This window comes from Microcoleus sp. B13-B6, assembly GCF_036705405.1.
Lineage (GTDB): Bacteria > Cyanobacteriota > Cyanobacteriia > Cyanobacteriales > Microcoleaceae > Microcoleus.
The window spans coordinates 16,655-29,685 of the sequence record NZ_JAUBUJ010000023.1; the positions used below are offsets into that span (position 1 = coordinate 16,655).

General features: G+C 41.9%; 21 protein-coding genes. All 21 read right to left on the minus strand.

Annotated features, from left to right (window positions below; genetic code table 11):
• Window positions 1–67 precede the first annotated feature (67 nt).
• The 21 genes from QUB35_RS12770 to QUB35_RS12870 all read right to left on the minus strand — a co-directional run bounded on the left by QUB35_RS12770 (window position 68) and on the right by QUB35_RS12870 (window position 13,006).
• Window positions 68–442, minus strand: coding sequence for a hypothetical protein (locus QUB35_RS12770; RefSeq protein ID WP_333142257.1), 375 nt, complete (start codon window positions 440–442; stop codon window positions 68–70).
• 114 nt (window positions 443–556) lie between these two features.
• Window positions 557–1,312, minus strand: a complete 756-nt coding sequence (locus tag QUB35_RS12775) for a hypothetical protein (RefSeq protein ID WP_333142258.1) — start codon at window positions 1,310–1,312, stop codon at window positions 557–559.
• Between the two features lie 113 nt (window positions 1,313–1,425).
• Window positions 1,426–2,073 (minus strand): HNH endonuclease, encoded by a 648-nt coding sequence (locus QUB35_RS12780; protein ID WP_333142259.1) that lies wholly within the window; start codon window positions 2,071–2,073, stop codon window positions 1,426–1,428.
• A gap of 288 nt (window positions 2,074–2,361) precedes the next feature.
• Window positions 2,362–2,823: a hypothetical protein gene (locus tag QUB35_RS12785; RefSeq protein WP_333142260.1), complete on the minus strand. Its 462-nt coding sequence runs from the start codon at window positions 2,821–2,823 to the stop codon at window positions 2,362–2,364.
• A 74-nt stretch (window positions 2,824–2,897) separates the two neighbouring features.
• Complete coding sequence (locus QUB35_RS12790) at window positions 2,898–3,353, minus strand: hypothetical protein (RefSeq protein WP_333142261.1); 456 nt, start codon at window positions 3,351–3,353, stop codon at window positions 2,898–2,900.
• A gap of 86 nt (window positions 3,354–3,439) precedes the next feature.
• Window positions 3,440–3,925, minus strand: a complete 486-nt coding sequence (locus QUB35_RS12795) for a hypothetical protein (RefSeq protein ID WP_333142262.1) — start codon at window positions 3,923–3,925, stop codon at window positions 3,440–3,442.
• 102 nt (window positions 3,926–4,027) lie between these two features.
• A complete protein-coding gene (locus QUB35_RS12800; protein ID WP_333142263.1) occupies window positions 4,028–4,303 on the minus strand; it encodes a hypothetical protein in 276 nt (91 codons plus the stop codon).
• A gap of 44 nt (window positions 4,304–4,347) precedes the next feature.
• Entirely contained in the window at window positions 4,348–4,605 is a 258-nt protein-coding gene (locus QUB35_RS12805) for a hypothetical protein (RefSeq protein WP_333107496.1), read from the minus strand.
• Between the two features lie 83 nt (window positions 4,606–4,688).
• The gene (locus QUB35_RS12810; protein ID WP_333142264.1) at window positions 4,689–5,285 is read right to left on the minus strand and encodes an SLOG family protein; all 597 of its coding nucleotides are present in this window, start codon (window positions 5,283–5,285) and stop codon (window positions 4,689–4,691) included.
• 69 nt (window positions 5,286–5,354) lie between these two features.
• Entirely contained in the window at window positions 5,355–5,960 is a 606-nt protein-coding gene (locus tag QUB35_RS12815) for an alpha-ketoglutarate-dependent dioxygenase AlkB (protein ID WP_333142265.1), read from the minus strand.
• Between the two features lie 77 nt (window positions 5,961–6,037).
• Window positions 6,038–7,450, minus strand: a complete 1,413-nt coding sequence (locus QUB35_RS12820) for a phospholipase D-like domain-containing protein (RefSeq protein WP_333142266.1) — start codon at window positions 7,448–7,450, stop codon at window positions 6,038–6,040.
• Window positions 7,451–7,543: 93 nt separating this feature from the next.
• Entirely contained in the window at window positions 7,544–8,053 is a 510-nt protein-coding gene (locus QUB35_RS12825) for a hypothetical protein (RefSeq protein ID WP_333142267.1), read from the minus strand.
• Window positions 8,054–8,214: 161 nt separating this feature from the next.
• Window positions 8,215–8,511, minus strand: a complete 297-nt coding sequence (locus QUB35_RS12830) for a hypothetical protein (protein ID WP_333142268.1) — start codon at window positions 8,509–8,511, stop codon at window positions 8,215–8,217.
• 150 nt (window positions 8,512–8,661) lie between these two features.
• A complete protein-coding gene (locus QUB35_RS12835; RefSeq protein ID WP_333142269.1) occupies window positions 8,662–9,177 on the minus strand; it encodes a hypothetical protein in 516 nt (171 codons plus the stop codon).
• Window positions 9,178–9,329: 152 nt separating this feature from the next.
• Window positions 9,330–9,725, minus strand: coding sequence for a hypothetical protein (locus QUB35_RS12840; RefSeq protein WP_333142270.1), 396 nt, complete (start codon window positions 9,723–9,725; stop codon window positions 9,330–9,332).
• A 173-nt stretch (window positions 9,726–9,898) separates the two neighbouring features.
• Window positions 9,899–10,342: a hypothetical protein gene (locus QUB35_RS12845; protein ID WP_333107486.1), complete on the minus strand. Its 444-nt coding sequence runs from the start codon at window positions 10,340–10,342 to the stop codon at window positions 9,899–9,901.
• A gap of 256 nt (window positions 10,343–10,598) precedes the next feature.
• The gene (locus tag QUB35_RS12850) at window positions 10,599–10,889 is read right to left on the minus strand and encodes a hypothetical protein (RefSeq protein ID WP_333142271.1); all 291 of its coding nucleotides are present in this window, start codon (window positions 10,887–10,889) and stop codon (window positions 10,599–10,601) included.
• Window positions 10,890–10,913: 24 nt separating this feature from the next.
• A complete protein-coding gene (locus QUB35_RS12855; RefSeq protein ID WP_333142272.1) occupies window positions 10,914–11,174 on the minus strand; it encodes a hypothetical protein in 261 nt (86 codons plus the stop codon).
• Between the two features lie 531 nt (window positions 11,175–11,705).
• Window positions 11,706–12,071 (minus strand): hypothetical protein, encoded by a 366-nt coding sequence (locus tag QUB35_RS12860; RefSeq protein ID WP_333142273.1) that lies wholly within the window; start codon window positions 12,069–12,071, stop codon window positions 11,706–11,708.
• 138 nt (window positions 12,072–12,209) lie between these two features.
• Entirely contained in the window at window positions 12,210–12,578 is a 369-nt protein-coding gene (locus tag QUB35_RS12865; protein WP_333142274.1) for a hypothetical protein, read from the minus strand.
• 41 nt (window positions 12,579–12,619) lie between these two features.
• Entirely contained in the window at window positions 12,620–13,006 is a 387-nt protein-coding gene (locus tag QUB35_RS12870) for a hypothetical protein (protein WP_333142275.1), read from the minus strand.
• Window positions 13,007–13,031: the final 25 nt, after the last annotated feature.

The following is a 13,031-nucleotide window of genomic DNA, read 5'->3' on the forward strand; positions in this document are numbered from 1 at the left end:
TAGATGTTGGGGTAATCACGCGCGCGTGTTAATTAACGCGCGCCTATATATGTAGAGAAATGGGAGACTAGCTGGTTACAGTGATATCCAGGTCATAGACGGCATTACCTTCAAGCAATCTTTCTGTGGTGTGGCTTCGGATCGCTTGTTCGGACTTGAGGTAGATAGTGCAATCGCCATCGGTTCCGTTGCCGTTCGTAGCTTGCGGGCGCGTAGCGCATCGACTGTGCCATGCCCAAGACACTGTTTCCAGTAATTCAGCGGGAGAGGAATCTGTTACCCATTGCCAGTCAGAATTGTAAAATTGAGGTAAAAACCGTTGACCGTTTTCTTCGGCAACAGCAACAGCTTTTTTGAGAAAATCTATCACATACTCTTTGAAGAGTTTGAGAATGTGTTGTTGATTGCCTGTTGCGCTAGTTACTTTGATTGTTTTGAGCATGAGATTACCTTTCTTTGACAGAGATTGAGTGAATAGTGGAGTCAGTTCGATCGCCATAAATAAGGACGATCGAACTGAACAGAGATTCAGAGGATTACTCCCCTGAATGTTGAATTATTTGCCTTTGAGTTGCTTGACAGGTTGTTGTTCAGCTTCAACAACTTCAGCGCCGTTAGCCGCTGCAAGAGCTAAACCTGAATCAGAAGCAGAACCCAAACACATTGCCTGATTCTCAATCAGTCGAGGATCGCTGCAATGACGGATACCGTTTTTCTCATCTTCAAAAATCATACGAGCAGCTTTTACGGCAGCCTCTTCAAAAGGATTTCCGATCGGACGAGTGGTGATGGCTAAGTAGTAGTAAGGGCCGTAATTGCCTTCACTTTGTACCATCTCGAATCGGAAAATGTTTGCGAAATAAGCATCTGATGCTTTGTTGAGTGCATATTGACTGTGATCGCCTTGCATACCTTCAGCAACCCAAGAATTGAACGCTTCTCGCCCAAAACATTCAACTAAGCCTTTCATTTTGTCCTGACTTTGACGGTGGATGAGAAAGGTACTTAATTCAGAACATTTTTCATGAAAGTGAGTCTTGATTCCCCCGCCTACTGGAATGCCCCAGATTTCGGTGAATTGCTCATTTTCGTAGTGAGGTTTGAAAGTGAGAGTTTTCTGTCCGATCGCACAAATCGCCATCTCAACAAATTCACCACGGGTCAGTCCTGCTTTCTCTGCTTTACTGCTGTTCATTCCTTTGGTTTCGCCAGTGACGAACATTCCGAACTCGCGCGAACAATTTGCTCTGTAACGGCTAGGAATAGTGGGAATACGAAAAGCGAATCCGTCTATGACAATTGGGTTTTGCATTTTAGTTTTAGTTTCTAGTTGAGTTTGTGGTTTAGTTTCAGGTTTTGTTTCATTGAAGTTCCTTTGACTAAGAAAATCAAAGGAACTCAAAACTTAACAGCGAAGCATTACTATCACTCTGGATTTACATGAGTCCAAGTTTTATTTTGCTTAATAGCTGCGATCGTCGATTTCCCGACACCGTATAATTTACCGATTTTACTGGCACTCATTCCTTCAGAAAGTAACTTTTTGATGTGTTTTACTTTGGATTCATCAAGCTTTGCGTTAACTCTTCTTGTGTTTATTTTAGCTCCAATTCCTTCGACATGACTCCAGATTTTGCCTGTGTTAATAGCAGAAATTACAGAAGAATAAACCCCAAACTTTTCAGCAATTTCTCGGGTTGTAAGTTTACCTTCAGCTAACAAATCTCGAATTTCTTCAACTTGAGATTCCATAAGCTTAGAAATACCTACAACCGAGCCTTTTGCTTGACGGTTCTTCTGCTGTCGATCGGCTATATTATCAACCTGAGAAGCTAAGAAAAGATGGTCAGGATTGATGCAGAGTCCATTGTCGCAAGTATGACAAACGCACATCTTTTCAGGAATTGCACCTTTGTAAGCTTCATAAGCTGCACGGGAAAGTTGATATGACTTACCGTTGATGATAATCTTGGGTCTGCTGCCTGCACTATGGTAGTCAGTTATCCAGCAGCCGTCCTTTGAAATGATGTGAAGCTCGATTCGTTGCTTGACTGTCAAACCGCGAGTAGTCATAGCATCACCGAAAATTCTTTGGAACAGTTCGCTCTGTAACGGCTGGGGATTGTAGGAATGTGAAAAGCGAATCCGTCAACAATGATTGGGTTTTTCATGATTTTGTTTCTGGTTGATTTTGGGATTTGTTTCTGTTTCTGTTTTTGTTTCTGGTTAAGTTTCTGTAAAAAATAAACTCAATACTTAAAAGCGAAGCACTACAATTGCTTTAGCTTTATCTATTAAATTTACCGTAATTTTTGATTGCTGTGGGCGATCGCTCGGCTAACAGCAATCAAAATTACTAAGTTAATTCAATTGGATTTCATTCAATCTTTCATCACGACAGTAATCTATTGCAGAATTGAGAATATCCTGAGCTGTTTCTAGTCCGAATTTCTCATGATCATTGCTCGGATTACGAGGAAAAGTGTTTAATATGAAGCCTTTCCCTAGCTGAGACTTAAACGGGAGAAAGTCTAATTCATAGATTTTCTCAGGTTCTATCGGGGGAATTTCTCTCTGTGCAGTGAGGAAAGTTGAGAGAGTTCCGCCAGAATCATTGATGACAAATCCCCAGACTTCTGTTACTGGCAGCACACCAAGTACAGAATTAATCTTTAAGATTCGGCTATTGATTTTTACGATCGCCATATTGAGCGATGGAAATTCTAGACCTTCTAAGGTGAAGTGTCCTTTGACTCGATTTTCTTTGTAACGAAGAAATCGCTCTACCTGAAAACTGGATTGATTGACAGTGATTATTGTCATTGTACAAAATAGTTGTTGAAATCAACATCCTAAAGCGAAGCACAATAAGAGAGTACAATCGCTTTAGGTTTATTTTAATGCTTCAAGTAGTGAACATAAACGGCTAATGCTGGCACTTTATGTTCAGTTTTCTTAAGTGCGCTCGCCCGCTGTTTCTCTAAGTTTTGTAAGTAGACAGAACTGAGAAGCGCTTCGTGTTTTGTTTCTGCTTCTGCAAGCATTTCCTTCAAATCGTTAATGTAAGCTTGACTGTTAGCGAGAGGGATTGCATTCGATCGACATAAATTATCGTATTCACGGCTGATATCCTCATCAAGTCGAGCGACACTAAGATTTTCGTTATCGTAGCGAGTGCGAAGTTGGATAACGATTTTGGCATTGTCATCGTTAAAGACTACGTTTTTGCGAGCTTTGTTAGACTCAATAATCTCGAAAGATTCAAGAATAGCATCAGGTTCGATCGCTTCAGCTTCAACTTTTAATCTTTCAATTTGATTGCGAATTTCGGCAAGTCTTTTGAGATGTTCCATGATAGAATTGTTGTGTGGAAAATACCTGAAACTGAATTCAAAAGCGGTTAGTCCTACGCTAACCGCTTTTTTTGTTGACTATTTAGCTACCAAGTTAAAGCATCTGCTGCTGCTTGTTGTGCAGTACCACTAAACTGATCTTCAAGACTAGAATTATCGAATAATCCAGCTTCATGAGCAGCGCCGATTTCATCATAAACGGCTTCAACATCAAACTCTTGTTCAACCGCTTCTTGCAGTTCGTCAAACGGCAGATGTCGATCGAAATGCTTGAAATCCTTGTGAAGATACCATTCAGGTTGCAGTTCGATCGACTCAACATGATTCTCAATCCATTTGAGGAAGGCAAACTTAACTTGGTCAGGTGTAAATAAACTGCACTGCTGACAATCCAAAGCCAGAAGTCTTTCAACAATTTGATCCAGATCAATCAGTTTGCCGATCGCTTCTAGAAGCATCCGGTCATAAGCTTTCTCAGGAACTAATATCTCAACAGTTTCACAATCAAGATTAGAATCGATTGCTGATTGTTGAAGAGTTTGTGCTAAAGTAGTTGAAAATTGGATGGACATATTTTACCTTTGATAGATTGTTTGACAGAGTGATAGAGAAATCAGTACCCCCCGGCGAAGCCTTCACGAAGCGTCGCCGGGGTTTTCTTGTCAGAGCGTTTGTCAGAGCGAAGGTAAATTAATTCGGAAAACTTTAGCTTCAGATTCAACGACATTGTAAATATCGTTGCTCATGTGTTCGACTTTGGCTTTAAACCAACGCACAAACGCTAATTTGACATCAGAATCGTTGTCCATCTGACAGTCACAGATGCAGCGAAATTTAAGCGTTTCTACGATCGCATCAACATCGACTATCTTTTCAATTAGTAAAAGATAGTCGATGTCTTCTTCTGACCAAGTTTGCGGTGCTCTGAAGGTAGCTGAATGGTTTTGCATTTAGACACAGAAACAAAAACAGAACACTCCCTTACAGCGAAGCATTATTTTGTTTTTGTTTCTGTGTCTATGGAATTAGCTAAAGCGTAGGAATTGAGAAGATAAAGCAGGCTAGCAGCAGCGACGGTAGTATATTTGGTAGTCTGTGGTTTGCCGTCATTTTTATCAGGAACAGAACGCTTGATTAAGTAAGAGCTGTCGGAGATGCGATCGCAAGTGAGAATGTCTCCGCGTTCGATCGCACCCTTCGCAAGTTTGGTGATGCGACTGTGAATATGCGCTATAACTGCTTTTTTCTTCATTTTGAGTTTCTGGTTGAGTTTTTGGTTAAGTTTGCGGTTGGTCAGATGTCCCCCTTAATAAGGGGGGATGTGAGGAAAAACAGCTAGAAGAGGCGTAACTGACGGTGAGCAGGTTCAACAATTAAGAACTGAGATTCAGCCGGGACGTACTGATAAATGAGCAGATTATGATTGCGGGCCATCTCAAAAGTTGTGGCAGTTCCACCCCCAACGCCGTGAGGATCGCCGGAAAAAACTGCTAGGCAAATGTCCGATCGTTTCACCATCCAAGCATTCCGAGCCTGCATGACACCTGGACTGTAATTCTTGTAAAGGCAGACTTGATCAGTTGCTTGCTCCAGCAACTTTTTGTAATGACTTTGCTCACGAGGTTTCCAGAGAAGATGTTGATCAGCGCAAGGAATCACGGCTGTCCATTTGAGTTTACGCCGAACTAAAATCTCTGCTGCAACTTGGTCAGTGCCGAGCGCCATACCACACAAGAATTTAGTCACGCCTTGCTTCACTGCCATTTTGATAAGTTTATCGATCGGAATGTTGTAATCGAACCAGCGATGTCCAGTAATCATCGCCGTGTGGTACTCTTTCACATCAAACGGTTCATGAAAATTGTATTGAGTCTCGCGGTTAAGACTTCGATTGACTCGTTGTTGTAAAGCAGGAATATTGCTTGCTGCCATGAGTTGTTTCTCTGAAAAAGAATCAACAACTCATGGCGAAGCATTACTTATTTATGTGTTATTTCTTGGCTAATAAACTTGGCGAATGGTTAAGTTTAATCTGCCGTGGTTCTTCAATAAGTCCGAGGTTTTGGGAAGAATTCTTTGGACGCCGTGATAGGCTAAACGGCTGTCACCGTGCAAGATAACGACATCGCCCGATCGTAAGAGGATGCCTTCTAATGGATCTTTCCGACTGCGGTTGCTGCCGATGACAAAACTGCAATCATCACCGAGAGATATCGAAATGATGCAGGGTTTGAGGTTGCTCTCGGTGTTATCTTGATGCAAACCTAACTTACTTTTCCCGGTGGCTGGGTAAAAGTTGATTAGGCAAGTTTCGGGCTGATAATCAAATTCACCAACTAATTTGGCTAAACTTTGAGCAATGTCTATTAACTCTGTTGGCATTGCTGCGAATGGCTGATTATTTACTGGATTGATGGATGAGTAACGGTAGCCATTTCGATCGGATAGCCAACCAACTATTCCGCAACTGGTTTGGCTACAGTTGAATTTCTGGCCACTGGGCATCACAGAAATTGTTACCCCGCCGTTGGCTCTGGCTATATTTCGGATAAGCTCAACTAAAGCTTGTTGTTCAGAAACAGAGAAATAGCTTTTGAGGTGCAGCATAGTTTTTAGTTAGAAATCAACTCATTAACGCGAAGCGCTAGGTAACAGAAAATCTCCAGCGAGGGCTGGAGAATTATCTACTTACATTCAGATTTGCGAGAATCCATCTTCTGCTTGATGCGCTGTGGCAGACCGAGAATTGCGCCTTGATAGAGTCGATCGAACTCTTGCTCGAAGTGAGCGCCGACCGTGGCACTTTCCACAACCAACAGCGTTTCATCATTTGCTCGGTTGGCGGCTTCACTCCAATTGTGAGAACCGGTGATGACTTTGGTTCCATCAACAACACCGAACTTGTGGTGCAGTCGATCGCCTACGGGAAGTTTTGGCATTCCGACCGTCGCCAGTGGCTGACTCCAGGGACGGTTTTCGACTTCCAATTTGCAACCGTCCAGTAGGCTAGCACCCATCATGTCCATCGCCTCGCTGTAGGGGCGGTAGACGAAACTGGAATCAACCAAAGCTCGGATGCCGACTCCGGTTCGAGATTTGGTTTCGAGTGTGTCAGCCAACTGCTGAGCAGAGAAGACAAACAGCGCCAGATTGACGGACTTGGATGCGGTGGCTAAAGTCCGATCGATTAATCCATTCGGTGTCTGCTGCCAGGGAGTTTTGCTTGTCGCCGGCGAGAACTGAACCGCGACGGTTGCACCGCCGACTTGAACTCTGGCGATCGGGCGAATCGACTTCTTTACACCAAACTTGCTGTCTGGTTTCCCACCGGGGCCGTCACCCCACATGAGGCTGAACTCTTCTGTGAAAACTTTGGCTAGCTCTGGACTTTGCATTTTCAGCAAATTGTTGGGATTTCCGCGACTTTCAGCGCTCTTGAAATCGCCATGAATATCGCTGGTAGTGAAATTGGCAGAAGTGGCGATAACGGTTTTGCCATCAATGATGATGAACTTGTGGTGCATCAATCCGCTGCCTTTGCTGCCGTCAGCGGTATCGTCAATCATGGGGATTCCTGCTTCACGGACGATCGCAAGAGCATCACCGCTGGAGATTTCCGCATCTGACAGCGAACCATCTTTATCAATATCTGCGAGGTTAACCAGTTCGGCATATCGATCGCGTTCCCGTTTGGGCAATGATGCTATCTGTGAGGCAGAAAGAGCGATGGGACGATTGTAGAGATTTTCGATAATGACGCGAACTTTAATACCTGAGCGATGACGATGCGCTAGAGCTTGCGCTATCCGAGGCAAACGTAACTCTTGAACTGCGACATCGACACTTTCACGAGCGCTGTTGATGGAATAGACCATGAGCTGTTCTAAATCATGTCCCGATCGAGTGACCTGACGATATGGCTCAGTATAGCTAGAAGTCTGAGACTGATTGAAATAAACCTGAAGTGATGGATCTTGAGGCAAAGCTTTGACAACTGGAGCTGCGGGAATTTCTTCAACTGCTTTTGGTTTCATGAGCTGACAGGAAGCGAAACCAGCGAGAATCAAAACTGCTAAAGCAACGATTTTCTTGTTCATGATGAGTAATTTTTGGGTAATGGATGATAGTTAAGTAGGTCTAAAAAAAAATCTCTAGCATTAGCTAGAGATTTCCTTTCTGATTCAACATGGCTATTTACACTCCTTATCTTGCTTGATTACAACTTCACCGAGATTGCCATTAGCTCCACCCCTAACTAAACAAAATTTCTTTCTAGTCCAGGGATGGCTAATGGTTATCGTTCCATGCTGGCCGTAACTACCACCAATTCCGCTATTGGTTTCACTACTCCAACTAATCAAGGTTGCTAAATTGCTACCTGCTTTACCTGCAACTTTCGCATCAATACCTCTAAAGGTTGATTTGATGTTTAAACCGCTGGGTAATGGAACTTTAGCTCCACAAACTCCGCTCAAACACTCTGCAATTGCTGGCTTATCACCCGTATAGATGGCTACACTTCTAACTTCGCCATAATTTACGATTGCATCATATCTGCTTTGCTTTGCTGTTTGAACTAACTGAACGTGAGCTGCTGTAACTTTTGCATAACCGATTAATCCGGTTCCTGCTAATAATCCAATTGCTGCTAATTCACCAGCAATTACGATCGATACCAAAGTCTCAGTTAAATTAGCCATGAGAAATACCTAGATAAGGGTTAATGAGTTGTAAATTTACAACTCATTCTCTTATCGCGAAGCGCCCTCACAAAAAATCTTCACTTACTCTTTCTCTTAATTTTAAAGCCCCAATATCCTTTACAGATACTGAGGCTTTTCTTTGCTATCGATCGCTAGAACTAAAATTCATCGGTTCTATTGTTGTTGTATTCTTTCTTGTTGGCATAATATTCCGATCGAATTTGCATCAATTCGTCGGATGTGTATCCCAACTTGCCGACAAATGTACGAATTCCTGCCAGATCCATTTTATGAATCTCATAGGTTTCCCAGTCCTTTTTGAAAATTTCGTACAAATCTAAACCTTTGAGATCGGTATCATTGTCAGCCTTGAACTGTGACCAAGCCATTATCCGAATAGCATCTCTCAGATTGGATGCTTCTTTTTCAGATTTGGTCAATATGTGAATAGCCATGATAAACCTCTAAGTAAAGTACAGAAAATCTAACTCAATTCCTTATGGCGAAGCCCTACAAAACGCTTACCTTCACCATTGTTTTTTTATTGACCGATTAGTAGATTAAGTTAAACACTTTGGATCGAATCCAAAATATTTAACTTAATCTTACCATTCAATCGACTCAACCATTTTCGATAGATAACCTTTAGCTTGATTTAATTGCCACAAAACTAAACTAAATCTTTCCTCACTCATGATCCGAGGGACAGAATGGATTTGCTTACAATTAAACTTCACAATTTCACCGTCATCTAACACACAGCTTTTGCCATCAACGACAAACTCTGCAATGCCAATATTTAGGGAAACTGCGATCGGTTGTGCATAGCCATGATCGCGATGATCAGCAATCAATCCACAACTACCACCTCTTTTCTTGCCATGATAAGTCAACAAACCTATGTCACAGCCTGGATAAAGCCTCTGACAAAGCTGATACAACCTTTCGTCATAAAACCCAAGGCTGACTTGTCCGTTGCCAAGATGGACTTTATTAAACAACCAAAGTTCTAACCTTTTATTGGTCAAACTACTATGGCTATATTCCATTTCTGCAACTAAACCTCTCAAATACTCTTTAAATTCAGAGAGATTTGGGATAACTTTCTTCATCTTTTCCATGATACTATGCTCCAAACGACAATATTTCACTCACCTCCTTATCGCGAAGCGACCCTAACAGATAACTCTCTGTAGATTCTTCTCTTTCGATAGATGATAGGATTGATGATGAAAAGTAGAAACTCTCCACCATCAATCTCTGTTAGTCAAGGCTAAAAGGCATCACCAACATCATATTCTTCTTCTTCAACAGCACTAACATCTTCAGGAATGTTACCATTGCCATTACCGTTAGACGAACTGTTATTCTTGACAGAAGCAGTCGTACTAGGAGTATTAGTTTTCTTGGCGTAGTATTTCGATCGAATCGAAAGCAATTCTGCCTCAGAAAACTCTAGACTCTTAGCAAAAGCGAGAAGATCCTCATAACCTTTGCCATGAATTTCATCAACTTGCCATTCTTTGTCAAAGACAGCATAACCGCCATACTGAAGATTCTTGAGTGCTTCTTTGTTGGTAGACTTGTACTCTTCCCAGGCAAGAATACGAAGCGCATCAATCAACAAACTACGCTTTTTGGCAGTTTTGGACATAAATACAATAGCCATGATGAAATTCCTTTGATAAATGTACAGTAATTTTGGAAATAAGCAGAAAACCTATCTCATTTCCCTATCGCGAAGCGAACCTGACAGAAAAACTACTGTAGGTTCTTTCATTTCAATTGGTGTTGAATAAGTAATAAAGGCTGCATAGAATTTGTTACTATGCAGCCTTTCCTCTACCATTCGATCGGTTCTACCATTTGTGATTTATAGCCTTTCTTCTCATTCAAAGTCCAAAGGACTAGGGAGAAGCGCTCAGGGGTCAGGATTCGTGGGACTGAGTGAGTAAGCTTGCAGTTAAATTCGCAGATGTCGCCATCATTGAGTTTATGAAGCTTGCCATTGATCGCAAATTCAGCCTCGCCAAGATTTATGCTTACTGCGTGAGGCATTGCGTAGCCGTGATCCTTGTGAGGTCGGATTAAGCCACTACTGCCTCCTCTCTCAGTGCCGTGATAGGTGAGCAAGCCTATGTTACTGCCGGGATAGATTCGTTGGCAGAAGTTATAGAGTCGATCGTCAAAATAAGCTGGCTTTACTGTGCCGTTGCCTAGATGCACTTCGTTAAAAAGCCAAAGTTCTAGTCGTCGAGTCGTCAGCGTTGAGTGGCTAGGCTTCATTAGCTCTACTAAGCTACGGCAGTAATCGCGAAAAAGCTCAAGGTTAGGGATCTCTTTCTTTAGTCGTTTCATTGGAATTATCCATCACTAAAAATCACTTCCTTATCGCGAAGCGACCCTTACAGAAAAATTACTGTTGCTTCTTCTCTTTCGATGGCTACGCCCTTCGACTACGCTCAGTGCAAGCCCGGTTTACGCCTACGATTGATGATGGAAAGATAAACTTGCCATCACCAATCACTGTTTAGGTTAGCCGTTAATCATCAGCAAAAGTGTCTGGATAAGGTTGAGCGATGGAGTAGTAACATTCTCTGATAGTCAACAGTTGTTCGATCGAGAAACCTCTTTCTGTTGCTAAGAGAGAAAGTTCAGTTAGATCCATCGATCGAATTTTGCACTGTCTCCAGCGACTGTAGAATCTGGTGTAACGCTGGTTTAAATCTTCACGAATCTCAGGATTAGTTTCAAACACCTCCCATGCGAGTACACGGAAGGCATCACGTAGGCGTAGAGTTGTCTGTTCTGTTTGTGAATCAATCTGAATCATGGTAGTAGTAGAAGTAGAAGTAGGTTAGGTTTCTGACTGGCTGTTTAGTAATGCTTGGATAGAAAAGCCTTTCTCCATGAGATACCAAACAGTTCGATAGTAATCCATCGAATGAATTTGATGGATTTGCCAACGTTTGTTAAACTCGTCTTCACTCATCTGTTCGTGGTAATGTTGCCAAGCTAACGATTTGAAAGCCAACTTGAGCTTTTTAGTAATTTCAGATTTCTCACGTTCAGATTCAAAGACTTGTCGTTCACGTTCTTCACGTTCATTTAGAGACATCTTTTGTTACTGCTGTTGTTGGTGTTGTGGAAAAAGGTCATTAAGAAGCTTGAAAAGAGTTTCTTTGTTCTCGATCGACACCTTCAATGCGTAAGGAAACAGCGCATCGTTTTCGGTAAGAAACTTAACTTTGCCACTCAAATTAGATGCGGGAAATGCTACTTGAAGAGAGGTTGCTCTAGGAGTGAGAACCAGTTGATATCTTTTGTCACGTTTGTTTTTGTAGCCAACGTATTGTTCTGTGTAGCACCGGACTAACTGAGTATTCTTTGCTAACCAAGTTTCTGCGATGTCGCTACGCGACCCGCAAGCTACGAAAACAAAGTTGTTCCACCTTGAATTGTTTTAATGTCAGTAGAAATCAATTGAGGTACACCGTCAATAACTTCAAATCGTTTAATCACATCGTAAACTATTTTGTCCGACATAAGAATTGTGGGTGAATTAGGTAATGTGGATAGTCTAAGTTTCTCCTTACAGAAGTAGTAAAGAGAAACTTAGGTCTTAGCTTTTAGGTAGTTGAATAGTCAGCTACTTTTTCTTGCAGCGAATTACTTCAGCAACAAACTCAGGACTTAGCCCACGTATTTTAATTTCAAACGGGAAATCTTTAATCCGCTTAGCTTTTCTCGGTTCGGCTTCTTTCGGGAGTGTGTAACCGCCAACTGTAGCTACGAGATTGAGATATGTAGTAGCCTCAGTTTTCGATCGAATCCCTATGTACGTGATGAACGATTCAAATCCTGAAGCTGCATCGGGCATTTCTTCCCAATTGAATTGATTATTGGTTGTGCCGACAATCGTGATTCGATCGCTCAATCTTACTACAACGTAACTGCCGTGCGGTGATGTTTCCACTACTTTACCTTCAACACCTGCAAAATTGACTGTTTCCATGACCAAGATTCCTTACTAAGTAAATAACTCAACACTTCAAAGCGAAGCAAAACATTAACAAACCTTGGAAACAGTTTCTTGATTTTGTTTCTGTGATTGTTTCTAGGATTGTTTCTAGGATTGTTAATGTTTTTGTAGCTAAGCAGGATGAGGAAAATGCTGTAGAGTTTGGAGAAGATACTCAGGTTGTAGTCCGATCGCTCTTACTTCATGGGGATAGCCACGGACGAACCTGGAAAAAGAGACATCATCATTCGGAGTTCCGCCAGCTTTGGTGATTGTGTCTTTGATAAATTCAGCTTCGTTGTAGGTATGTGCCCCTACATACAAGACAAACCGCTCTGATAGAAAACCTGCGAGATTATCTGTTGTTTCATCCCAAGTAAATCGGCTTGTGTAAATGCCTTTGATAGCAATTCGATCGGACAGTCGGAAAATAAAACAGCCGTGGTGTGGAGACAACGCCAACACCTCAGCTTGAATTCCACCGAAATTTATTCTTTCCATTTCACTAATCCTGTAATTGAACAATTCAATAAGTCAACGTTTTATAGCGAAGCATACACCTCTTCTGTCTCTGTTGTAGTAGCAGATACAGGATATGGAACAAACGACTTGAAACAGGCTTGATGTTGAATTCTGTGCTGATTACCGATCGATCGAAAAACTTCTTTAACATTCTTGAGGCGAAGATGCTGAAGATTTAATGAACCTTGCGAATACTGTTGCCAGAATCCTTGCTGGTGCAGGTGCAGGCACAGATAAAAGCCGTAATCTGGGAAAACCAACACTGGACATTTGATGCCAGTTAGGTAAGGCTGAAATTTCTTAACTGGTTCCCCTAACTTATGTTTGCTACCCTTGTTGATTAACCAGAAATCTGCTTCAGGCAAATTGTTTTTCACAATCCAGTCAAACAGTGATACGTTTTGCATTTCATTTTGGGGAACAACATCACTT

Bases quoted from the DNA above. Each gene is read 5' to 3' on its own strand.
- QUB35_RS12835 (WP_333142269.1), bottom strand. From the start codon at position 9,177: ATGGAAAAGATGAAGAAAGTTATCCCAAATCTCTCTGAATTTAAAGAG.
- QUB35_RS12780 (WP_333142259.1), bottom strand. From the start codon at position 2,073: ATGACTACTCGCGGTTTGACAGTCAAGCAACGAATCGAGCTTCACATC.
- QUB35_RS12820 (WP_333142266.1), bottom strand. From the start codon at position 7,450: ATGAACAAGAAAATCGTTGCTTTAGCAGTTTTGATTCTCGCTGGTTTC.
- QUB35_RS12850 (WP_333142271.1), bottom strand. From the start codon at position 10,889: ATGATTCAGATTGATTCACAAACAGAACAGACAACTCTACGCCTACGT.
- QUB35_RS12825 (WP_333142267.1), bottom strand. From the start codon at position 8,053: ATGGCTAATTTAACTGAGACTTTGGTATCGATCGTAATTGCTGGTGAA.
- QUB35_RS12860 (WP_333142273.1), bottom strand. From the start codon at position 12,071: ATGGAAACAGTCAATTTTGCAGGTGTTGAAGGTAAAGTAGTGGAAACA.
- QUB35_RS12805 (WP_333107496.1), bottom strand. From the start codon at position 4,605: ATGAAGAAAAAAGCAGTTATAGCGCATATTCACAGTCGCATCACCAAA.
- QUB35_RS12795 (WP_333142262.1), bottom strand. From the start codon at position 3,925: ATGTCCATCCAATTTTCAACTACTTTAGCACAAACTCTTCAACAATCA.
- QUB35_RS12800 (WP_333142263.1), bottom strand. From the start codon at position 4,303: ATGCAAAACCATTCAGCTACCTTCAGAGCACCGCAAACTTGGTCAGAA.
- QUB35_RS12830 (WP_333142268.1), bottom strand. From the start codon at position 8,511: ATGGCTATTCACATATTGACCAAATCTGAAAAAGAAGCATCCAATCTG.
- QUB35_RS12870 (WP_333142275.1), bottom strand. From the start codon at position 13,006: ATGCAAAACGTATCACTGTTTGACTGGATTGTGAAAAACAATTTGCCT.
- QUB35_RS12775 (WP_333142258.1), bottom strand. From the start codon at position 1,312: ATGCAAAACCCAATTGTCATAGACGGATTCGCTTTTCGTATTCCCACT.
- QUB35_RS12845 (WP_333107486.1), bottom strand. From the start codon at position 10,342: ATGAAGCCTAGCCACTCAACGCTGACGACTCGACGACTAGAACTTTGG.
- QUB35_RS12790 (WP_333142261.1), bottom strand. From the start codon at position 3,353: ATGGAACATCTCAAAAGACTTGCCGAAATTCGCAATCAAATTGAAAGA.
- QUB35_RS12855 (WP_333142272.1), bottom strand. From the start codon at position 11,174: ATGTCTCTAAATGAACGTGAAGAACGTGAACGACAAGTCTTTGAATCT.
- QUB35_RS12810 (WP_333142264.1), bottom strand. From the start codon at position 5,285: ATGGCAGCAAGCAATATTCCTGCTTTACAACAACGAGTCAATCGAAGT.
- QUB35_RS12865 (WP_333142274.1), bottom strand. From the start codon at position 12,578: ATGGAAAGAATAAATTTCGGTGGAATTCAAGCTGAGGTGTTGGCGTTG.
- QUB35_RS12815 (WP_333142265.1), bottom strand. From the start codon at position 5,960: ATGCTGCACCTCAAAAGCTATTTCTCTGTTTCTGAACAACAAGCTTTA.
- QUB35_RS12770 (WP_333142257.1), bottom strand. From the start codon at position 442: ATGCTCAAAACAATCAAAGTAACTAGCGCAACAGGCAATCAACAACAC.
- QUB35_RS12785 (WP_333142260.1), bottom strand. From the start codon at position 2,823: ATGACAATAATCACTGTCAATCAATCCAGTTTTCAGGTAGAGCGATTT.
- QUB35_RS12840 (WP_333142270.1), bottom strand. From the start codon at position 9,725: ATGGCTATTGTATTTATGTCCAAAACTGCCAAAAAGCGTAGTTTGTTG.